Below are 19,956 nucleotides of genomic sequence, written 5' to 3'. Positions count from 1 at the left end.
CTGGAAATCGGCATCGCACACTATCTGACCGTCTCGGCCATCCTGTTCACGCTCGGCGTGTTCGGCATCTTCCTCAACCGGAAGAACGTCATCATCATCCTGATGTCGGTCGAGCTCATCCTGCTTGCGGTCAACCTGAATTTCGTCGCCTTCTCCTCGGTTCTTGGAGATCTGGTCGGCCAGGTTTTCGCGCTTTTCGTTCTCACCGTCGCGGCGGCGGAAGCCGCGATCGGACTTGCCATTCTCGTCGTCTTCTTCCGCAATCGCGGCACCATCGCCGTCGAAGACATCAACATGATGAAGGGCTGAGCATACGGCCATGTATCAAGCGATCGTATTTCTCCCGCTTATCGGCTTTCTGATTGCCGGGCTGTTCGGCCGCTCCATCGGCGCGAAGGGGTCCGAGCTGATCACCAGCGGTTTCATGGTCATTGCCGCGCTGTTGTCCTGGGTGGCCTTCTTCACGGTGGCGATGGGCAGCGGCGAGGCATTCACCGTGCCGCTTCTGGCCTTCATCACCTCGGGCAATCTGGATGTGAGCTGGGCGATCCGCGTCGACACGCTGACCGCCGTCATGCTGATCGTCGTCAACACGGTCTCAGCGCTGGTTCACATCTATTCGATCGGCTACATGCACCATGACCCGCATCGGCCGCGCTTCTTTGCCTATCTGTCGCTGTTCACCTTCGCCATGCTCATGCTGGTGACATCGGACAATCTGATCCAGATGTTCTTCGGCTGGGAAGGCGTCGGTCTTGCGTCCTATCTGCTGATCGGTTTCTGGTTCAAGAAGCCCTCGGCCAATGCCGCGGCCATCAAGGCGTTCGTTGTCAACCGTGTGGGCGATTTCGGCTTCCTGCTCGGCATTTTCGGCGTCTACATGCTGTTCGGTTCGGTGAACTTCAGCACCATCTTCGCCAACGCCGCGACCTATCTTCCGGCTGAAGGCGCGGAGGCGGGCGAGCCCGTGCTCACCTTCCTCGGTTATGCGCTTGATAAGGGCGGCGCGCTGACGGCGATCTGCCTTCTTCTGTTCATGGGCGCCATGGGCAAGTCGGCGCAGGTGCCGCTGCACACATGGCTGCCCGACGCCATGGAAGGCCCGACCCCGGTCTCCGCGCTCATCCACGCCGCCACCATGGTGACGGCAGGTGTCTTCATGGTCGCGCGCCTGTCGCCGATCTTCGAGCTGTCGCACACGGCCCTCACGGTCGTCACCTTCGTAGGTGCGTTCACGGCCTTCTTCGCCGCGACCGTCGGTCTGGTGCAGAACGACATCAAGCGCGTCATCGCCTATTCGACCTGTTCGCAGCTCGGCTACATGTTCGTCGCGCTTGGCACCGGCTTTTACAGCGCGGCCATCTTCCACCTCTTTACGCACGCCTTCTTCAAGGCGCTTTTGTTCCTTGGGTCCGGTTCGGTCATCCATGCCGTCTCCGACGAACAGGACATGCGCAAGATGGGCGGTCTCAGGAAGTTGATCCCGCAGACCTACTGGATGATGATCATCGGCACGATCGCGCTGACCGGCGTGGGCATTCCGCTGACGGTCATCGGTACGGCAGGCTTCTTTTCCAAGGACGCCATCATCGAAGGTGCGTTCGCGGCAGAGAACTATTTCGCGACGTTCTCATTCATCCTGCTCACCGTGGCGGCCGTCTTCACCAGCTTCTACTCCTGGCGTCTGATCTTCATGACCTTCCACGGCAAGCCGCGCGCTTCCGCCGATGTGATGCACCATGTGCACGAATCGCCGCTGGTCATGCTCGTGCCGCTGTTCATCCTTGCAGCCGGAGCGCTTTTTGCCGGCGTTGCCTTCAAGGAGTTCTTCGTCGGCCACGAGTATGAGCACTTCTGGAAAGGCGCTCTCTTCACACTGCCGGATAATCACATGCTGGAAGAGTTCCACCACGTGCCCGTCTGGGTGAAGCTTGCTCCGTTCGTCGCCATGCTTCTGGGCCTCTATGTCGCCTGGGTCTACTACATCCGTTCCCCGGAACGTCCCAAGCAGTTGGCCAGGCAGTTCAGCGGGCTTTATGCCTTCCTGCTCAACAAGTGGTATTTCGACGAGCTCTATGACTTCCTGTTTGTCCGTCCGGCCAAGCGCCTCGGCCACTTCCTGTGGAAGAAGGGCGACGGCGCCGTCATCGACGGTCTCGGCCCGGATGGCATTTCGGCCCGTGTGGTCGATGTGACCAACCGGATCGTAAAGCTGCAGAGCGGCTATCTCTATCACTACGCCTTCGCCATGCTCATCGGCGTTGCGGCCCTCGTTACCTGGATGATGCTCGGAGGCACGTTCTAAGCCATGACCGACTGGCCAATTCTTTCCACGGTCACCTTCCTGCCGCTGGTGGGTGCGCTTTTGATCCTCCTGATCCGGGAGGATGGCGCCGGTGCGCGCCGGAACATTCGCAATGTTGCGCTTTTGACGACGGTCTTCACCTTCGTCCTGTCGCTCTTCATCTGGATCGGCTTCGACGCGTCGACGCCCGGCTTCCAGATGGTCGAAAAGCGCGAATGGCTCGGTTCCGGCATTTCCTATCACATGGGTGTCGACGGCATTTCCATGCTGTTCGTCATCCTGACGACCTTCCTCATGCCGCTGTGCATTCTGGCGAGCTGGGACGCGGTGGAGCATCGCGTCAAGGAATACATGATCGCGTTTCTGATCCTGGAAACGCTCATGATCGGCGTGTTCTGTGCGCTCGACATCGTGCTCTTCTACGTCTTTTTCGAGGCGGGCCTCATTCCGATGTTCATCATCATCGGCGTGTGGGGCGGCAAGCGGCGCGTCTATGCGAGCTTCAAGTTCTTCCTCTACACACTGCTCGGCTCGGTGCTGATGCTGATCGCCATGATGGCGATGTACTGGCAGGCCGGCACGACGGATATCCCGACACTTTTGACCCATGTCTTCCCGGAGGGCATGCAATACTGGCTATGGGTGGCATTCTTCGCCTCCTTCGCGGTCAAAATGCCCATGTGGCCGGTCCACACCTGGCTGCCCGATGCGCACGTTGAAGCGCCAACGGCGGGTTCGGTCATCCTTGCAGGCATTCTGTTGAAGATGGGCGGCTATGGCTTCCTGCGCTTCTCGCTGCCCATGTTCCCGGTCGCCTCCATCGACCTGGCGCCGCTGGTCTTCACCCTGTCGGTCATCGCCATCATCTACACCTCGCTGGTGGCGCTGATGCAGGAAGACATCAAGAAGCTGATCGCCTACTCGTCGGTTGCCCATATGGGCTTCGTCACCATGGGCATTTTCGCCATCAACGAGCAGGGCGTGCAGGGCGCGATCTTCCAGATGCTCTCGCATGGTCTCGTCTCGGGCGCGCTCTTCCTGTGTGTCGGCGTCATCTATGACCGCATGCACACCCGTGAAATTGCGGCCTATGGCGGCCTGGTCAACAACATGCCCAAATACGCCACCGTGTTCATGATCTTCACCATGGCCAATGTTGGCCTGCCGGGCACCAGCGGCTTCGTCGGCGAGTTCCTGACGCTTCTGTCGGTGTTCAAGGTCAACACCTGGGTCGCGCTCTTTGCCACCACCGGTGTCATCCTGTCGGCGGGGTATGCGCTCTGGCTCTATCGCCGGGTGATCTTCGGCTCGCTCACCAAGGAAAGCCTCAAGGGCATGCTCGACCTCTCCGCGCGCGAAAAGCTGATCCTTTACCCGCTTGTGGTGCTGGTCATCTTCTTCGGTGTCTACCCGGCACCGATCCTCGATGCGACGGCGGTTTCGGTCGAAGCACTTGTGAACAATGTCTCCCTGTCGGCCGACATGGCACGGGAAGCGGCAACGGCTGCCGCGCAGTAAACGGATTGAAAGCGAATGACGCCTGATCTGACGATAAGCCTGATCCTTGCAACGCCGGAGCTGATCCTGGCGGTGGGCGCTATGGCGCTCCTGATGGTCGGTGTCTTTTCCGGCCCCCGTGCCAATTCCACCGTCACCGGCCTTGCGGTCGCGCTTCTGGTCGCCGTGATTGCACTGATGGTGATCTTCCCGGCCGATGGCCGCGCCTTCGGCGGCGCGTTCGTAAGCGATGCGTTCGCCCGCTTCATGAAGATCCTGACGCTGGTCGGCTCCGTTGTGACGCTTGTCATGTCTGTCGGTTTTGCCAAGGCGGAGAAATTCGACAAGTTCGAGTTCCCGGTTCTCATCATGCTGGCCACGCTCGGCATGATGCTGATGATCTCGGCCAACGACATGATCGCGCTCTATCTTGGCCTCGAGCTGCAGTCGCTCGCACTCTACGTCGTTGCCGCCATCAACCGCGACAGCGCGCGCTCCACCGAAGCGGGCCTGAAATACTTTGTTCTTGGCGCGCTCTCTTCGGGCATGATGCTTTACGGCATTTCGCTGGTCTACGGCTACACGGGCAACACCGGTTTCGACGTCATCGCCGCAACGCTGACGGGTGCGGAGCGTCAGCTCGGTCTCGTCTTCGGTCTGGTCTTCGTGCTTGCCGGTCTTGCCTTCAAGATTTCCGCTGTTCCCTTCCACATGTGGACGCCGGACGTTTATGAAGGCGCGCCGACCCCGGTCACCGCCTTCTTCGCGGCGGCGCCCAAGATGGCCGCCATGGCGCTCCTGGTGCGCGTCACCATGAGCGCGTTCGAGCCGATCGCCAGCGACTGGCAGCAGATCATCATCTTCGTGTCGATCGCTTCCATGGTTCTGGGTGCGTTTGCTGCCATCGGTCAGCGCAACATCAAGCGCCTGATGGCCTATTCGTCGATCGGCCATGTGGGTTATGCGCTGGTCGGTCTTGCCGCGAATTCCGAGGCAGGCGTCAAGGGCGTGGTGATCTACATGCTGATCTATCTGGCCATGACGCTCGGCACCTTTGCCGTCATCCTGGCGATGCGCCGCAACGACGCCAATGTCGAGCAGATCGACGATCTGGCAGGCCTGTCGACAACCAATCCCATGATGGCGACGGTCATGACCATTCTGATGTTCTCGCTCGCAGGCATTCCGCCTCTGGCAGGCTTCTGGGGCAAGTGGTTCGTGTTCCTTCCCGCCATTGAGGCAGGGCTCTATCCGCTTGCTGTGATCGGTCTTGTCGCTTCCGTGGTCAGCGCGTTCTACTATCTGCGCGTCATCAAGCTCATGTGGTTCGACGAGAGTTCGGGCGCTTTCCAGCCCATGGCGGGCGAACTGCGCTTCGTCATGCTCCTGTCGGGTGCCTTCGTGCTGCTCTACGTTCTGATCGGTGGCCCTGTCGGGCGCTTTGCCGAGGCCGCCGCAAAGACCTTCTTCTAGGTCATGGCCTTTCGTCTGGCGCCGTCGGCGGAATCGGCCGGGTTTCGGCTGGAAGCCCATGAGAGCGTCGGTTCTACCAATGCGCTGGCGCTCGATCATGCGCGCGCCGGCGACCCCGGCAATCTCTGGGTTGTCGCCTCCAGACAGGAGAGCGGGCGCGGGCGCCGGGGGCGCGAATGGGCAACGCCGCCCGGCAATCTTGCCGCAACGCTTCTGAATGTCGGTCATTTCGAGCCGGCGACGGCGGCCACGCTCGGCTTTGTTGCCGGGCTCGCCCTCTCCGATGCGCTTTTGGCGGTCGTGCCGGGAAAGCACATTGCGGTTGCTGCCGATGGCGGCGACATGCCGGGCGGGCGCTTTGCGCTCAAATGGCCGAACGACGTTCTGGCCGACGGGGCGAAGCTTTCCGGCATTCTGCTGGAATCGGCCATTTTGCCCGATGGCCGCTTTGCGATTGCGGTTGGTATCGGCGTCAATGTCGTTTCCCATCCAGACAACACACCTTACCCGGCCACCTCGCTCAAGGCGCTGGGCTTTGGCGGAGATGCGGGCGATCTCTTCCTTGCGCTTTCGGACGCCTGGGTCGATAACAGTCGCCTTTGGAATGGCGGGCGCGGGCTCGATGCCATTCGCAGCCGCTGGCTCAAGCGAGCGGCAGGGCTTGGCACTCAGGTGTCCATCCGTGTCGACGGGCGCGTGGCGCGCGGCACGTTCGAAACCATCGACGAGGCCTGTCGCTTCGTCATCCGCGAGGCGGACGGTTCATTGTTGAGAATTGCAGCAGGCGACGTGCATTTCGGCGCGGTCGCCTCTGCGCAGGCAGATTAAGAGAAGGGGACCCATGGCGCGTTCCAGTACAAAAAAGCAGGCCAAGAGCGGCGATCTGAAGAATGCCGAGCTGGTTTTCTGTCCGCTTGGCGGTGTCGGCGAGATCGGCATGAATTTCGGCCTCTATGGTTTTGGACCCGCCGGCAAACGCGAATGGATCGTTGTCGATTGCGGAGTGACCTTTCCGGGGCCGGAGCTTCCGGGCGTCGATCTGGTTCTGCCCGACATCAGCTTCATTCGCGGTGAGGTCGACCGGCTGCGCGGCATCGTGATCACCCATGCGCATGAAGATCACTACGGTGCGGTGCTCGATCTTTGGCCGCTGCTCAAGGCCGATGTCTGGATGACGCCTTTTGCCGCCGGGCTTCTGGAGGCCAAGCGCCAGTCCGAGTCCGGTGCGCCCGATGTGCCGGTGAAGATCTTCAGGGCCGGCGAAACCTTCGAGATCGGTCCGTTCAGCATCGAGGCCGTTGCCGTCGCGCACTCCATTCCCGAGCCGGTTTCGCTCGCCATCACAACCCCGCTCGGCAGGGTGGTGCATACGGGCGACTGGAAGATCGACCCGGCTCCCGCCATCGGGCCCAAAACCGACGAGGCGCGCTTCCGCGCGATCGGTGATGAAGGCGTTCTCGCGCTGGTCTGCGATTCCACAAATGCGATGCGCGAAGGCGAATCCCCCACCGAGCAAGCTGTGGGCGAAGGGCTGAAAGAAGTGATCGAGGCGGCGTCGGGCCGTGTCGTCGTCACCACCTTCTCTTCGAATGTCGGGCGCATTCGCTCCATTGCGGAAGCCGCGCGCGATGCCGGCCGCCAGCTTCTCGTGCTCGGCCGTTCCATGAAACGCGTTATCGATGTGGCCACGGAACTCGGCTATCTCGACGGCCTGCCGGAGTATCTGGACGAGGACGAATTCCAGCACGTCCCACGCGACAAGGTGGTGGTGCTGTGCACCGGCAGCCAGGGCGAGAATCGCGCGGCCCTCGCCAAACTCGCCCGTGACGAGATGCGCAATGTTGCGCTGACGGCGGGCGACACGGTGGTGTATTCTTCGCGCCTCATTCCCGGCAATGAAAAAGCGGTTCTGGAAACCAAGAACCGCCTGATCGAGATGGGCATCGAGATCATCGAGGATGACGATGCGCTGGTGCATGTTTCCGGCCATCCGCGCCGCAGCGAATTGAAGCGCATGTATTCCTGGGTGCGTCCACAGATTCTCGTGCCGGTGCATGGCGAGGCCGCGCATCTGGTGGCGCAGGGCTCGCTTGGCGCCATGGAAGGCATTCCAGAGGTCACGCAGGTGCGCAATGGCGACATGCTGCGCCTTGCCCCCGGACCGGCCGAAATCATCGGCGAGGTCCCGCATGGGCGTTTCTTCAAGGATGGCCGGCTTCTGGGTGACGACGAGGAGATGGGCATCCGCGATCGCCGCAAGCTTTCCTATGCGGGCCATGTTGCGCTCAACGTTGTGCTTGATGATCGTTTCAATCTCGATGGCGACCCCGATATTGTCTCCATCGGCGTTGCCGATCGCGATGCACAGGGGGAACTGCTTGAGGACATCATGCTGGACGCAGCATCCGGCGCCGTGCGCAGCATTCCGCGCAACCGTCGAAAGGATCTCGACCTGGTGTCGGAATCGGTTCGGCGTGCCGTGCGCAATGCGGCAAATGCCGCATGGGGCAAAAAGCCCATTGTGACGGTCTTCGTCACGCAATAAGCAAAGGGCGGGGCGCCAGACACCCCGCCGTTTTGCAGGAGAAGAAAGGCCGATGCTCGGAAAGCTCAATCACGTGGCGATCGCGGTGCCTGATCTTGAGAAGGCGTCGGCCCTTTATCGCGATACGCTGGGCGCAAAGGTTTCCGCACCGCAGGCGCTGCCCGAGCATGGTGTTACCGTGGTTTTCGTAGAGCTCGATAACACCAAGGTCGAGCTGCTGGAGCCGCTTGGCGAGGGATCGCCGATTGCCGGCTTTCTCTCGAAAAACCCGGACGGCGGCATGCATCACATATGCTATGAGGTGGCCGATATCATTGCCGCGCGCGACCGATTGAAGGCGGATGGTGCGCGCATCCTCGGAGACGGGGAGCCGAAGACCGGTGCCCATGGCAAGCCGGTCCTCTTCCTGCACCCCAAGGATTTTACTGGCACCCTTGTCGAACTCGAACAGGTCTGAGGTTCATCGATGGGCTGGGTTTCTCTTCTCGCCGTATTTTTCATCGTCTGGTGGACGGTGCTCTTCATCGCGCTGCCGTTCGGTCTGCGCACGCAGGAGGAAGACGGCGAGGTGACGCTTGGCACCACCGAAAGCGCGCCGCGCGGGCCGCATATGCTGCGCGCCCTGATCCGCACCACGATCATCGCCCTGGTGATCTGCGGTCTCCTGATCCTTGTGACACGGGGCCTTGGCTATTCGTTCGACGATATTCCAAGGGTCGTACCCAGGTTCGACTGACGCAATCTGCAGCCGTCATGCGACAACCGCTTCGGCGCGGCGCAGGCATCTCCTGAAGACATGGGGGATGGGCTTGGCCCAAAAAAAATGCAAGGCCAAGAGGCCTTGCTAACTCAACGCGTCCGATCCTTTACCGTATCATCGTCGGCGGCTGCGTGTAACCGCGCCTGGACCGCATCCTCCCAAGACTTTGACCGCGTAATGAGGATGAATTTTCAGCTTCACCCTCTTGTTATGGGAGGGCACCATAGATCAAGTTGAGACGAATTGTCACGAGGAAAATCGCGTTTGAAATGCATTGTTATCAAATCCGTATGCTGCCGTCCTTTTGTGTGGCGGGCAGGGGGCGGTGCAAGGCTTCGGCTTTTCAATTCATTGCGAAATGGTTAAGACACCGGCCCTGAACCATTTGTCACTTTGATTCCGAACAGGCTCGTCCGAGCCGCTTCAATGGATGCGTTTATGCGACTGTCGCGCTACTTTCTGCCGATCCTGAAAGAAACCCCTCGTGAGGCCGAAATCGTCTCGCATCGCCTGATGCTGCGCGCCGGTATGATCCGCCAGCAGGGCGCCGGAAGCTTTTCCTGGCTGCCGCTGGGCAAGCGCGTTCTCGACAAGGTCAATCAGATCATCCGCGAGGAACAGAACCGGGCCGGGGCCCAGGAAATCCTGATGCCCACCATTCAGTCGGCCGATCTGTGGATGGAGAGCGGGCGCTACGACGATTACGGTAAGGAGATGTTGCGCATCACCGACCGGCACGAGCGCAAGATGCTCTATGGCCCCACCAATGAGGAGATGGTGACGGACATCTTCCGGTCCTACGTCAAATCCTACAAGGATCTCCCACTCAATCTCTATCACATCCAGTGGAAGTTCCGCGATGAGGTGCGCCCGCGCTTTGGCGTGATGCGTTCGCGCGAGTTCCTGATGAAGGACGCCTATTCCTTCGATCTCGACTTCGAGGGCGCGAAGGCCGCCTACAACCGCATGTTCGTTGCCTATCTGCGCACATTTGCCCGCATGGGGCTGCAGGCTATCCCGATGCGCGCCGACACCGGCCCCATTGGCGGTGATCTCAGCCACGAATTCATCATTCTGGCTTCCACCGGCGAGAGCGAGGTGTTCTGCCGCAAGGAGTTCCTTGAACTGCAGGTGCCGGGCGCGGATATCGATTTCAGCAATGACGCGGAAATCGCCGACATCGTCACCACCTGGACCACGCCCTATGCGGCGACCGACGAGATGCACGACGAAGCCGCCTGGGACGCCATTTCCGAAGATGAGAAGGTTTCTGCGCGCGGCATCGAAGTCGGCCATATTTTCCACTTCGGGACCAAGTATTCCAAGCCCATGAACGCGACCGTCACCGGTCCGGACGGCAAGGAGCATCATGTGTCCATGGGATCCTACGGCATTGGCCCGAGCCGCCTTCTGGCGGCGATCATCGAGGCGAGCCATGACGAGAACGGCATCATCTGGCCGGAGAGCGTCGCCCCGTTCGATGTGGGTCTGATCAACATGAAGGTGGGCGACGAGGCCTGCGACCGCATCTGCGAAGAGCTTTATGCAAAGCTGCAGGCCGCGGGCAAGGATGTGCTCTATGACGATACGGACCAGCGCGCCGGCGGCAAGTTCGCCACTGCGGACCTTATCGGTCTTCCCTGGCAATTGGTGGTCGGCCCGCGCGGTGTCGCCAATGGCGAGGTCGAGCTCAAGAACCGGGCCTCCGGCGAACGGGTCTCCCTGTCGGTTGCGGATGCGCTCAACCGCCTTGCTCAGGGCGCAGCATGAGGCGGCGCCGCGATTTCTGTTTGCGCAAAAGCCTTTGAGGTCGAGCCATGAGTGAAGCCGCCACAAGCGGAGAAACCGCGCAGAGCGCCCCGGGAAAACCCCTGGGCGCCGGACCGTTCTCCCGTTTCGAGCGGCTGATCGCCTGGCGCTACCTGCGGTCGCGCCGCAAGGAGACGGTGATCTCGGTGATCGCCTCGATCTCCTTCATCGGCATCATGCTGGGTGTTGCAACGCTGATCGTGGTGATGGCGGTGATGAACGGTTTCCGTGCCGAACTGCTGACCCGCATCCTGGGCGTCAACGGCCATCTCATCGTGCAGCCGATCGACATGCCGATGGATGATTATGAGGCCGTTGCCAGCCGGATTGAGGGCGTTGAGGGCGTGCGCCTTGCCATGCCGATGGTGCAGGGGCAGGTGCTGGTTTCCGGCCGCAGCGGTGCCGGTACGGGCGCCGTGGTGCGCGGTGTGCGGGCGGATGACCTGTCCCGTCTCGAACTGGTTTCCGACAACATCAAGGACGGCTCGCTGGTCGGTTTCGCGGCTGGCGAAGGGCTGGCGGTCGGCTCGCGTATGGCGCAGAATCTCGGCCTCACGGTCGGCGATTCCGTGACGCTGGTCGCCCCCGAGGGCGACATCACGCCCTTCGGCACCACGCCGCGCGTGAAAACCTATCCGATCTCTGCGACCTTCGAGATCGGCATGTCGGAATACGATTCCTCCATCATTTACATGCCGCTCCAGGAGGCACAGCTCTATTTCAATGCAGAGGGGCTCGTGCAGTCGATCGAACTCTTCGTCGACAATCCCGATGCCGTTGACACGCTGCGGCCGAAGGTCGAGGAGGCCGCTCAGCGCCCCATCCTGCTGTCCGACTGGCGCCAGCGCAACAGCACCTTCTTTTCTGCGCTCGAAGTGGAGCGCAACGTCATGTTCATGATCCTGACGATGATCGTGCTTGTTGCTGCGCTCAACATCATTTCCGGCCTTGTGATGCTGGTGAAGGACAAGGGGCATGACATTGCGATCCTGCGCACCATGGGTGCCACCAGCGGCGCCATCATGCGCATCTTCTTGATGACCGGTGCTGCGATCGGCGTTGCCGGCACCGTCGCCGGCGTGATCCTCGGTGTCGTCATTTGCTGGAATGTGGAATCGATCCGCCAGTTCTTTTCCTGGCTGTCGGGCACAACGATCTTCGATCCCGAACTTTATTTCCTGAGCCAGTTGCCGGCCAAGATGGAAGCGGGCGAGACGGTGGCCGTCATCATCATGGCGCTGGTTCTGTCCTTCGTGGCAACGCTCTTTCCTGCCTGGCGGGCCTCCCGGCTCGATCCGGTCGATGCGCTGAGGTATGACTGATGGCGGGACCAATTCTCGAACTGAAGGGCATCGAGCGCAGCTATCGCGAAGGCGAGGGCAGGCTCACCATTCTCAAGGATGCAGCGTTTGCACTGAAACCGGGAGAGATGGTGGCGCTCGTCGCACCGTCGGGCGCCGGCAAGTCGACGCTGCTTCACCTTGCCGGTCTTCTTGAGGCGCCGGACGCGGGCGAGGTCACCATCGCCGGTCGGGCCTGCGGGCGGCTTTCCGATGACGCGCGCACGGCGATCCGCCGCAACGAGATCGGCTTCGTCTATCAGTTTCATCATCTTCTGCCCGAGTTCTCCGCCGAGGAGAACATCATGATCCCGCAGATGATCACCGGCATGGCGCCGGCCGAAGCGAAGGAGCGGGCGGGGCAGCTGCTCGACTATCTGCGTGTCGGCCACCGTGCGAGCCACCGGCCGGCCGAACTTTCCGGCGGCGAGCAGCAGCGCGTGGCCATCGCCCGCGCGGTTGCCAATGCGCCGCGCGTGCTGCTTGCCGACGAGCCGACTGGCAATCTCGATCCCAGGACGGCCGGCTATGTGTTCGATGCGCTCGAGGCGCTGGTGCGCCAGTCCGGCCTTGCCGCGCTGATCGCCACCCACAACCATGAGCTGGCCGCGCGAATGGATCGGGTGGTGACACTGGACGGCGGCAAGGTCGTTCCCTGGAAGGGCTGATTCCCGCTCCACTGTCCACGCATCACATGCCGCCATCGCATGGCTGCCGAAAACCCGTTGGATTAACCCCGCGTAAACCCTGACCGGCGCGAGCGGCATCGGGCGCGTCGGGCATGCTTGACGAAGGAACAAAAATAGAACATAAAGGGATTATAAAGTGATCAGGAGGGATAAATGACCGATCTTTTTCAGGATGTCGTCTCGCTCGTTGCCGTCAGCTCCTTCATCATGATGGCCGCCGTGGTGATCGGCGCAATCTGACGTTTACCGGTGCCGCGCAGGGCTGTCGGCATCGTCTGAATGAAAAAGAGGCGGGAAGGCCCGCCTCTCTGTCCGGTGCTTTTTCAGATGCGAAGCGTTCTCGGCACATTGCACCGAAGCGGGAAAGCCGGTTTCCGGTTATCCCGATACTTCATCAATGGTTAGGGGCGCCTTTTCGGTGGCCGAGTTGGCGCCGCATGGCGACCTAATCTCCGACGGCCACGCCTTCGCGCCGCGGGTCCGCACCGCCTTCCAGCCCCTGCGCGGTGATGGTGATGCCGTGCAGGCCGGAGTTGAGATCGCCGATGGACGTCTTGAAGCCGAGTGCGTCGAGGTCGTTCTGCATTTCCTCGGCTCTGGTGCCGGCTTCCAGCGTGTAGGTGCCAAAGCGGTTGGTCAGATGCGGCAGGTCGATGGCCTGCTGCATGTTCATGTCCCAGTCGGTCAGCGCGATGATCGTGTTTGCCACATAGGGGATAATGTTGCTGCCGCCGGGCGAACCAAGCGCGTGGAGCGGTTTTCCGGCTTTGAGAACGATGGTTGGTGACATGGAGGAGCGGGGCCGCTTGCCGGGCTGAACCCTGTTTGCGACAGCCTCGCCATCGGCATCGGGCGCAAATGAGAAATCCGTGAGCTGGTTATTGAGGATGAAACCCGCCGCCATTTGGCGCGAGCCGAAAGCGCTCTCCACAGACGTCGTCATCGAAGCGATATTGCCATCCCTGTCGACGATCACGAAATGCGAGGTGGAGGGCTGTTCGAGGCTCATCCCGTCCATGCGCAGTTCCGCCTTGTCCCATGGCGGGTCGCCGGCGGTCACATCGTCCGCGCCAAGCGCGGTCGGGCGGCGGATCAGCGCCGCGCGAGCTTTTAGGTAATCCTGGTCGAGCAGGCCTTTCGGCATTTTGACGAAGTCGCTGTCGGCCATGTAGCGGCCACGGTCGGCAAAGGCGAGACGCGTTGCATCGCCGATAATGCGCCAGCTTTCGGGATCGTCAGGTCCGAGACTGCCCAGGTCGAATGTGGAGACCATGCCGAGAATCTGCCCGACGGTCAGGGCACCGGAGGAGGGTGGCCCCATACCGCAGACCTCGAGCCCACGATAGGGCGCGCAAACGGCCTCACGCTCCTTGATCTCGTATGCCGCGAGATCGTCGAGTGTCAGAAGCCCCGGATTGCCGTCATGCGCTTTCACCGCCGCCACGATTTTCTCTGCGACCGGCCCTTTGTAAAAGCCGTCGGCACCGTATTCGGCGATTCGTTTCAGTGTTGCGGCATAGTCCGGGTTTTTGAGGATCGAGCCGGCCGCCAGCGCCTTGCCGTCGCTGTCGTAAAAATAGGCGCGGGTGGCCGGTTGCGTGTCGAGGCGTCCCCTGTCGTCCTCGATCAGTGCGTGAAGCCGCGGCGAGACGGTAAAGCCGCCCTCGGCAAGCCGGATCGCCGGTTCGAGAAGTGTTTGCCACTCCAGCTTGCCGGCGCGCTTGTGGACGGTTTCCATCAGGCGCACCACGCCGGGTGCGCCAACCGAGCGTCCGCCGACCACGGCGTCGAAGAAGGCGAGCGGCTCGCCCTGTTCGTTGAGGAAGAGGTTCGGTGTGGCTGCGGCGGGTGCGGTCTCACGTCCGTCGAAGGTCGTCACCTTGCCGCTTGCCGCGTCATACCAGACGAGAAACGCCCCGCCGCCGATGCCGGAGGACTGCGGCTCCACGAGGCCGAGCACAGTCTGCACTGCCACAAGCGCATCGGCCGCACTTCCGCCCTTGCGCAGGATGTCGAGGCCAGCCTCCGCAGCGAGCGGATTGGCCGCCGCGACCATCTGTTCTTTTGCGTGAACCGTGGTTTTGTCCGTCAGCCCGCTGGCGATCTCGGGCGCGTGGGCGTCCGTCGCCTGCTGGGCGAACGCCCCATGAGCCATGGTCAGGGCAACAAGGGCAAACGCCCCAAAGGCATGTGATAATCGCATTGCGCGCTCCTCCGTCAGAGCGCCGCCGCATCCGGGACCGGACCGTCGAAACGCTCTCAAGCCTTGAATGGCGCGGCTGCCGGCGATTTGCCGATCGCACCCCGCCTGTTCATGTCGGACCCGTCCTGGACGTCAACGGCTTTCCGCAGGGCCAAACACCTCCGCAAAAGCCGCCTTGAGCGCCAGGTCGAGATCCTCCATCGTCACCGGCAGGCCGAGATCGACCAGGCTGGTGACGCCGTAACCGCTTATACCGCAGGGGACGATGCCGCCGAAATGAGCCAGATCCGGTTCGACATTGATCGAGATGCCGTGAAAGCTGACCCAGCGCCGCAGGCGAATGCCGATGGCGGCAATCTTGTCTTCGGCGGGCAGGTCGCCGGGCAGGGGCGGTTTCTCCGGCCGCGCCACCCAGACGCCGACACGGTCCTCGCGCCGCTCTCCTTTGACGTTGAACCGTTCCAGCGTGGCGATGATCCAGGCTTCCAAGGCAGCGATGAAGGCGCGCACATCTTCGCGGCGGGTCTTCAGGTCGAGCATCACATAGGCGACCCGCTGGCCTGGCCCATGATAGGTGTATTCGCCGCCGCGACCGGTCTTGTGGACCGGGAAGCGGCCTTTTTCGAGCAGGTCGGCGCTGTTGGCGCTGGTGCCGGCGGTGTAGAGCGGCGGGTGCTCCACCAGCCACACCATCTCGGCGGCTTTTCCTTCGCGAATGAGGCCGGCACGCTCTTCCATGAAGGCGACGGCTTTCTCGTAATCGGTAAGCCCCGGTTCGATTCGCCATTCGACGGGCACGCCCGCCATGCGCGGCAGGAATTCCGTGTCGATCTGGCCGCGTTCGCTCATCGCATCATCCCATCAGGTACTGAAACTGCCTGTCACATATGGAGATAAACCGGCTGCGGGTCCAGTGTGTGGCTTCTGTGGTTTTGTCGGTGATTTTTTTCGTCTTTTTGAAGAAGGGCGCTTGTTTCCCCAAATCCGATTTGCTACATGCCCGGTGCCGGTGCGAACCGGCCTCCAGCTGCGTGCGGTCGTGGCGGAATTGGTAGACGCGCAGCGTTGAGGTCGCTGTGGGGCAACCCGTGGAAGTTCGAGTCTTCTCGACCGCACCAAGCTCTCTCCCAAAGAGTATGGCTTTCAATGATTTGGACGCGAAAGTGGCCCACGTCAGACCTATGCGCGGGACACGTTGATTCTCTCGATTGCTGATTTGGCCAGCTCCCGGCACTCCACGCACCGGGTTCTGCCGCAGCTATTTGCGGCTCCAGCACCTGATATCCACATCCGAGACCCTGCAGCCTTCATACTGCTTGACGATCACCCAGCGACCCCGGCTTACCGTGAATGAGGACCAATAGTAGCCTTTGAACAGAAATCCGAGGTTCAGGAGCTGGGCCATCGGTCGCATCTTCTTCGACGCTTCAATCTGGGCGTCGAGCTTGTATCGGCAATAGAATGGCCCATCCTTGGTCGACAAACATTTGTCCAGGTCAAGCGAATGAATCTTCAGCTTTGCATCCTTCAGAATCAGGGCATTCGCGATCTGCATGCGAAGCTGAAGGTTCCGATACTCCGCAGCTTCGATCTGCCGTGCGCTCGGGCCGCGCAGCAGGTCTATCTTGCCTGAATTCGCGTAGCGCTCTTCCTGCGGGTCAGGCGGAACTTCTTCGGGCTCCCAGGGAATGACGGCGTAATCTTCATGGAGCGTGCCTTGCTTCACGGCAACCTTCAGCCTGGCAAGAGCGCCAAGCCTTTTTTGTCCTGCAATGTAGAAGGGAAACTTGACGCGAACCATTTCGCGCGGGCAGCGAGCACCGGCGGTGCGAACCCGTCCTCGGAAAAACCCGTCCTTTGGGTGAACGCAGAAAGAATAGGGGCCTCGGGACAACGAGTACTGCCCGCCCGCCCGGAAATCTGGATTGAATTGCACGGCGCCGAGGCGTCCCTGCCCATCTATGTAGGCCGCGAGAACCGACATTCTGTCCATCTTTGGCGCTTCGCGCTTCCAGCATTTATGTGGCGTCAATTCCGTCCATCCGCCGACGGCGCGGTACGGTGAATTGAAGGAAGACTCCGCATGAGCGATAAAGATCGTTTCCTCACCTGAATTGCATACTTCCAGATTCAGAGCGGGAACTGGCGCTGTCAGCGCGAGTTGAAACAGAAGCGCAAGAAGAACGAATGCTCTCATACCGTCTCGTCCGGGCCCCATTTAGACTTCGCGAAACGATGGCGGATATCGATCCGAACGCAACTAATGAAATTGACTTACCACGCTACCACTGCCGGCCAGAAAATCGCTCTGTTCATCCGCGCCCCATTCGCCGATCATTCAGGGGAAGCGTGCGATCCGACAGCGCCATCGCCGCGATGACATAATCCGTAAGCTGCCTTTCCATCGCATGCTGAAAAAGTTGAGGCGGTCTGGCATTGCCATCATAGAGTGATGGTTGCTTTGGGACTTGTGTGGTCATTACCACGATTTAAGAAACGGATATCTCCTTGAGCAGTCAGATAGGTTGAGAGAACCATGCGTCAAAGAATTATTGTATGCCCATTGATCGAAAACGAGGGTGCTTACCTTCTCTGTAAGATGCCGGGTGACCGGGGGGTCTTTCCGGGGCAATGGGCGCTTTCTGGTGGTGGTCTGGAACAAGGCGAGAGCATAACGGAAGGGTTGCTTCGAGAGATCGAAGAAGAACTGGGTTCCGGCCTGACGATTGAGACAGTGCAGCCGTGGACGTTCCGTGACGATGTGAGGACAAAGACCTACCCGGACGGGACGTCCGAACAGATTTACATGATATATCTCATTTTTGATTGCAGGGCGGCCAACCGCAGCGTCTCCATCAGCGATGAGTTCGAGGATTTTGCATGGGTCCTGCCGGGCGATCTCGGGCAATACGATCTCAATGAGGCAACGCGTGTCACGTTGGAGGTCAAGGGGTTGATCGCCTCGTAACGCAGCGCAAACGCCTGCGGACGTAAGCCGCGGGACAAAGCCCCGCGTTCATCGTGTCGCAGCTATTCTATGGTTCCGGCGCCTCGTCCCAAAGCATACGGACGGCTGAATATATCCCGCCAGTGGCCGGAGCTTTCACTGCGCTCTCTGCCGAGCCTTCTTGTCCGCAATCCGAGGCCGTTTTGGGAAAACTGTCGTGACGGGATGCGGCGGTGGCATGCAACCCGACAACCGACGGCCGGTTTTCTGGCAGGCAACCGGCCCGGTATCCCCAGCAATGACTGACAAACTTAACCTGTGTTAATTCGCGAAGTTTGTGTGCGTGCTAACGAGAGTCGTCCCGGCCGTTGGGGGTAATGGGGTGGGGCGCTTCACTCTCGTTCATCGATTGAGTGAACAAGGAATCTTCTTCGACTTGCGTCGGGGGAGATTTTTTGTTTGTCCCAAGATTTTCTGTCTGTTCATGGAAAAGCCCGGACAGCGGAAAATGCGGCCAGTCAGTTCACACCACCAGTCAGCTCACACCGCGTGACGGGCAGGCGGGGCAGGCTGTCTGCGAAGATAGGTGCGGCTGACCACGCGTGACAGGAACTCCACCGTCGCGGTTGAAAGCACCACGAAGGAAATCATGAGGGTCAGTGCGTTCAGGAACTCCAGGAGCATGTCAATCGCTTCGCGCTGCATTTCGTCTGCAGGGTAATCCCCCGATCCGAAAAACGCTGCATCACGATTTCTTCCCGGTCTTAAGAATTCCAGGTGGTGGCCGCCGCAGCCGGCGGTCAGAAATAGCGAAAAAGCGCGCCATAGCCTGGGAGCGGATCCTCGATGCCGGCCAGCCGCAGGCAGTTCCACATCATTGCCTGATTGCTCACGACGACCGGCTTGCCGATCTTCTCTTCGAGCGCTTCGACGATCTCAAGTGACCGCAATGCGCTGCAGCTTATCAAGAGGGCCTCCGCCTCCGGCGTATCGAGACTGGCGGCGAATTCGAGCAGATAGTCGGGCGTGACCCGCACCATGTCGCGGTCGTAATCAAGACCAAGCCCCGCATAGGCGGTGATTTCGAAACCGGCTTCATCCTGCAGATAGCCCACCACAGTGTCGGTCAGTTCGTGTGCGTAGGGCGTGCCGACGGCGATGCGACGCACCTGCAGCGCCTCCAGCGCCCTGGTCACGCTGCCCATGAGCGAGGTGGCGCGGGCATTCGGCGCGCCCCTGTTCAGTTCATCGCAGACCCGAATCTCGCCGACAGCCACGGTTCCGGAGGTGCAGGCGAGGCAGACCACGTCGAGGCTGTCGTCGGGCAGAATGCGCCCGGCGGTTTCGGCAAGGCTCCCGGTGAGTTGGGCAAGCGTGGCGGTGGAAATTTCATGCGGCATGCGGGCTCTGGAGAAATAGACGCCAACCCCGGGCGGGGCCATGCGTACCATGTCCTCTTCCACCAGTTGGTCGTTCGGCAGGAGGACGAAGCCGATCTTGGCGCGTGCATTCCGTCCGGCGTCGAAGCGCACCGGCGTCTGCACTTCCCGTTTGCGCTGCTGCAAAGGTGTTTTCTCTGGTTGGTCGAGCATCTGGCCCTGTTCTTCTACATGTCTTTCGCCAAGCGTGAGGATCGCGGCTTTCGGGCATCCTGCGCCACCGGGCAATCGACGCTGCAGGGTCGCTTTTGCGGCAGGAGCACGCTTTTCGGGATCGTCATCTGCCGCACAGACATACACGGATTGACGCGCCGGCCCAAATGCCGGCGTGCGTTGCCTAGACTGTGCTGTCCCGGTGAAGCGAAACGAAGGTCCGGTCAGTCGGCAGCGGGGGCGGTGGCGCGCCAGGCGGTGCGCCGCATGCGGGCAAGTGTGACCATGTCGAGCTGCTCGGTCTTTATCGAGGCGATTGCGATTTCCATGAGCGCCAGATGAACCTGCTGGTGGCTCCAGCCGCGCTCCCGGGCGGACGCTACAATGCGTTTCAGTGCCGGCTCTAACGCGTCTCGGCAGGTCTGCGCCTCGGCGACAATGTCGACCGGCGCGCAGGTCTCAAATGCGAGCGACATGCTTTCCCCCCAGGGAACGTCATTTTTGTTCGGGTCGATTTTCAAGCTGAATTGTGCTGGTGAAATAACACAACCTGACCGTTGGGACGAGTAGGCTAATCGAGGTAGCCCGGCCTGCCGCCCATGAGCGTTACGAAAGCGTTAAGCGGCCGGCACTCCTTGCGCTGCAGGCATTCCCAGTGCGATGCAATACGGGTTCTTCCTACGGAAAACGCTTCCAAACCAGTTGGCTTTGGAAGGTGTATTTCTTCTGGTGTGCCGCTTTTGATTGTGGGTTATTCTGTCGCACATCAGCAGTGGGGACAGAGGTCCATTTGCGA

General features: G+C 60.9%; 19 protein-coding genes and 1 tRNA gene. 13 read left to right on the top strand and 7 right to left on the bottom strand.

Annotated elements, in window-relative coordinates; translation table 11 throughout:
- The 11 genes from nuoK to KUG85_RS04310 all read left to right on the top strand — a co-directional run bounded on the left by nuoK (window position 1) and on the right by KUG85_RS04310 (window position 12,397).
- Window positions 1-309, top strand: a complete 309-nt coding sequence (nuoK, locus tag KUG85_RS04360) for an NADH-quinone oxidoreductase subunit NuoK (RefSeq protein WP_025030250.1) — start codon at window positions 1-3, stop codon at window positions 307-309.
- A 10-nt stretch (window positions 310-319) separates the two neighbouring features.
- A complete protein-coding gene (gene nuoL, locus KUG85_RS04355; protein WP_223004257.1) occupies window positions 320-2,305 on the top strand; it encodes an NADH-quinone oxidoreductase subunit L in 1,986 nt (661 codons plus the stop codon).
- A 3-nt stretch (window positions 2,306-2,308) separates the two neighbouring features.
- Window positions 2,309-3,823, top strand: a complete 1,515-nt coding sequence (locus KUG85_RS04350) for an NADH-quinone oxidoreductase subunit M (protein ID WP_223004256.1) — start codon at window positions 2,309-2,311, stop codon at window positions 3,821-3,823.
- 15 nt (window positions 3,824-3,838) lie between these two features.
- Window positions 3,839-5,275 carry an NADH-quinone oxidoreductase subunit NuoN gene (gene nuoN / locus KUG85_RS04345; protein WP_223004255.1) on the top strand — a complete coding sequence of 479 codons (1,437 nt, stop codon included), beginning with the start codon at window positions 3,839-3,841 and terminating at the stop codon, window positions 5,273-5,275.
- Window positions 5,276-5,278: 3 nt separating this feature from the next.
- Window positions 5,279-6,103, top strand: coding sequence for a biotin--[acetyl-CoA-carboxylase] ligase (locus KUG85_RS04340; protein WP_223004254.1), 825 nt, complete (start codon window positions 5,279-5,281; stop codon window positions 6,101-6,103).
- A 13-nt stretch (window positions 6,104-6,116) separates the two neighbouring features.
- Window positions 6,117-7,820 carry a ribonuclease J gene (locus KUG85_RS04335; protein ID WP_223004253.1) on the top strand — a complete coding sequence of 568 codons (1,704 nt, stop codon included), beginning with the start codon at window positions 6,117-6,119 and terminating at the stop codon, window positions 7,818-7,820.
- 52 nt (window positions 7,821-7,872) lie between these two features.
- Window positions 7,873-8,277 carry a methylmalonyl-CoA epimerase gene (mce, locus tag KUG85_RS04330; RefSeq protein WP_223004252.1) on the top strand — a complete coding sequence of 135 codons (405 nt, stop codon included), beginning with the start codon at window positions 7,873-7,875 and terminating at the stop codon, window positions 8,275-8,277.
- 9 nt (window positions 8,278-8,286) lie between these two features.
- Window positions 8,287-8,556, top strand: a complete 270-nt coding sequence (locus KUG85_RS04325) for a DUF1467 family protein (RefSeq protein ID WP_065817658.1) — start codon at window positions 8,287-8,289, stop codon at window positions 8,554-8,556.
- Window positions 8,557-9,018: 462 nt separating this feature from the next.
- On the top strand, window positions 9,019-10,350 hold the full coding sequence (gene proS, locus KUG85_RS04320; RefSeq protein WP_223004503.1) for a proline--tRNA ligase: 1,332 nt from the start codon (window positions 9,019-9,021) through the stop codon (window positions 10,348-10,350).
- 47 nt (window positions 10,351-10,397) lie between these two features.
- Complete coding sequence (locus tag KUG85_RS04315; RefSeq protein ID WP_007007886.1) at window positions 10,398-11,711, top strand: lipoprotein-releasing ABC transporter permease subunit; 1,314 nt, start codon at window positions 10,398-10,400, stop codon at window positions 11,709-11,711.
- A complete protein-coding gene (locus KUG85_RS04310; protein ID WP_223004251.1) occupies window positions 11,711-12,397 on the top strand; it encodes an ABC transporter ATP-binding protein in 687 nt (228 codons plus the stop codon). The genes KUG85_RS04315 and KUG85_RS04310 overlap by 1 nt, the downstream gene beginning before the upstream one ends.
- A gap of 466 nt (window positions 12,398-12,863) precedes the next feature.
- Here the strand turns inward: KUG85_RS04310 and ggt are convergent, their stop codons facing one another.
- Window positions 12,864-14,621 (bottom strand): gamma-glutamyltransferase, encoded by a 1,758-nt coding sequence (ggt, locus tag KUG85_RS04305; protein WP_223004250.1) that lies wholly within the window; start codon window positions 14,619-14,621, stop codon window positions 12,864-12,866.
- Between the two features lie 132 nt (window positions 14,622-14,753).
- Entirely contained in the window at window positions 14,754-15,470 is a 717-nt protein-coding gene (gene lipB, locus KUG85_RS04300) for a lipoyl(octanoyl) transferase LipB (RefSeq protein WP_223004249.1), read from the bottom strand.
- Window positions 15,471-15,654: 184 nt separating this feature from the next.
- Between lipB and KUG85_RS04295 the strand changes: the two genes are divergently transcribed.
- A tRNA-Leu gene (locus KUG85_RS04295) sits at window positions 15,655-15,739 on the top strand.
- A gap of 140 nt (window positions 15,740-15,879) precedes the next feature.
- Here KUG85_RS04295 and KUG85_RS04290 read toward each other — a convergent pair.
- A complete protein-coding gene (locus tag KUG85_RS04290) occupies window positions 15,880-16,818 on the bottom strand; it encodes a hypothetical protein (RefSeq protein WP_223004248.1) in 939 nt (312 codons plus the stop codon).
- 115 nt (window positions 16,819-16,933) lie between these two features.
- Window positions 16,934-17,101: a hypothetical protein gene (locus tag KUG85_RS04285; RefSeq protein WP_223004247.1), complete on the bottom strand. Its 168-nt coding sequence runs from the start codon at window positions 17,099-17,101 to the stop codon at window positions 16,934-16,936.
- 56 nt (window positions 17,102-17,157) lie between these two features.
- Between KUG85_RS04285 and nudI the strand changes: the two genes are divergently transcribed.
- Window positions 17,158-17,589, top strand: a complete 432-nt coding sequence (nudI, locus tag KUG85_RS04280) for a nucleoside triphosphatase NudI (protein ID WP_223004246.1) — start codon at window positions 17,158-17,160, stop codon at window positions 17,587-17,589.
- A gap of 519 nt (window positions 17,590-18,108) precedes the next feature.
- On the opposite strand, the gene KUG85_RS04275 is transcribed toward nudI, so the two are convergent.
- The 3 genes from KUG85_RS04275 to KUG85_RS04265 form a co-directional block, all read right to left on the bottom strand.
- Window positions 18,109-18,273, bottom strand: coding sequence for a hypothetical protein (locus KUG85_RS04275; protein ID WP_223004245.1), 165 nt, complete (start codon window positions 18,271-18,273; stop codon window positions 18,109-18,111).
- Between the two features lie 95 nt (window positions 18,274-18,368).
- Window positions 18,369-19,160, bottom strand: coding sequence for a maleate cis-trans isomerase family protein (locus KUG85_RS04270; RefSeq protein ID WP_223004244.1), 792 nt, complete (start codon window positions 19,158-19,160; stop codon window positions 18,369-18,371).
- A 224-nt stretch (window positions 19,161-19,384) separates the two neighbouring features.
- Window positions 19,385-19,636 carry a hypothetical protein gene (locus KUG85_RS04265; protein WP_223004243.1) on the bottom strand — a complete coding sequence of 84 codons (252 nt, stop codon included), beginning with the start codon at window positions 19,634-19,636 and terminating at the stop codon, window positions 19,385-19,387.
- Between the last annotated feature and the right edge of the window lie 320 nt (window positions 19,637-19,956).

The sequence above is a fragment of the Nitratireductor rhodophyticola genome (genome assembly GCF_019891355.1).
Classification (GTDB): domain Bacteria; phylum Pseudomonadota; class Alphaproteobacteria; order Rhizobiales; family Rhizobiaceae; genus Nitratireductor; species Nitratireductor rhodophyticola.
Note: the sequence above shows the minus strand (reverse complement) of the source record. Positions and strands in the feature narration are given on the sequence as shown.

What these genes read in the sequence shown, in the direction of transcription:
- nuoL (WP_223004257.1), top strand. Translation starts at nt 320, where the DNA reads ATGTATCAAGCGATCGTATTTCTCCCGCTTATCGGCTTTCTGATTGCC.
- KUG85_RS04350 (WP_223004256.1), top strand. Translation starts at nt 2,309, where the DNA reads ATGACCGACTGGCCAATTCTTTCCACGGTCACCTTCCTGCCGCTGGTG.
- nuoN (WP_223004255.1), top strand. Translation starts at nt 3,839, where the DNA reads ATGACGCCTGATCTGACGATAAGCCTGATCCTTGCAACGCCGGAGCTG.
- KUG85_RS04340 (WP_223004254.1), top strand. Translation starts at nt 5,279, where the DNA reads ATGGCCTTTCGTCTGGCGCCGTCGGCGGAATCGGCCGGGTTTCGGCTG.
- KUG85_RS04335 (WP_223004253.1), top strand. Translation starts at nt 6,117, where the DNA reads ATGGCGCGTTCCAGTACAAAAAAGCAGGCCAAGAGCGGCGATCTGAAG.
- mce (WP_223004252.1), top strand. Translation starts at nt 7,873, where the DNA reads ATGCTCGGAAAGCTCAATCACGTGGCGATCGCGGTGCCTGATCTTGAG.
- KUG85_RS04325 (WP_065817658.1), top strand. Translation starts at nt 8,287, where the DNA reads ATGGGCTGGGTTTCTCTTCTCGCCGTATTTTTCATCGTCTGGTGGACG.
- proS (WP_223004503.1), top strand. Translation starts at nt 9,019, where the DNA reads ATGCGACTGTCGCGCTACTTTCTGCCGATCCTGAAAGAAACCCCTCGT.
- KUG85_RS04315 (WP_007007886.1), top strand. Translation starts at nt 10,398, where the DNA reads ATGAGTGAAGCCGCCACAAGCGGAGAAACCGCGCAGAGCGCCCCGGGA.
- KUG85_RS04310 (WP_223004251.1), top strand. Translation starts at nt 11,711, where the DNA reads ATGGCGGGACCAATTCTCGAACTGAAGGGCATCGAGCGCAGCTATCGC.
- ggt (WP_223004250.1), bottom strand. Translation starts at nt 14,621, where the DNA reads ATGCGATTATCACATGCCTTTGGGGCGTTTGCCCTTGTTGCCCTGACC.
- lipB (WP_223004249.1), bottom strand. Translation starts at nt 15,470, where the DNA reads ATGAGCGAACGCGGCCAGATCGACACGGAATTCCTGCCGCGCATGGCG.
- KUG85_RS04290 (WP_223004248.1), bottom strand. Translation starts at nt 16,818, where the DNA reads ATGAGAGCATTCGTTCTTCTTGCGCTTCTGTTTCAACTCGCGCTGACA.
- KUG85_RS04285 (WP_223004247.1), bottom strand. Translation starts at nt 17,101, where the DNA reads ATGACCACACAAGTCCCAAAGCAACCATCACTCTATGATGGCAATGCC.
- nudI (WP_223004246.1), top strand. Translation starts at nt 17,158, where the DNA reads ATGCGTCAAAGAATTATTGTATGCCCATTGATCGAAAACGAGGGTGCT.
- KUG85_RS04275 (WP_223004245.1), bottom strand. Translation starts at nt 18,273, where the DNA reads ATGCAGCGCGAAGCGATTGACATGCTCCTGGAGTTCCTGAACGCACTG.
- KUG85_RS04270 (WP_223004244.1), bottom strand. Translation starts at nt 19,160, where the DNA reads ATGCTCGACCAACCAGAGAAAACACCTTTGCAGCAGCGCAAACGGGAA.
- KUG85_RS04265 (WP_223004243.1), bottom strand. Translation starts at nt 19,636, where the DNA reads ATGTCGCTCGCATTTGAGACCTGCGCGCCGGTCGACATTGTCGCCGAG.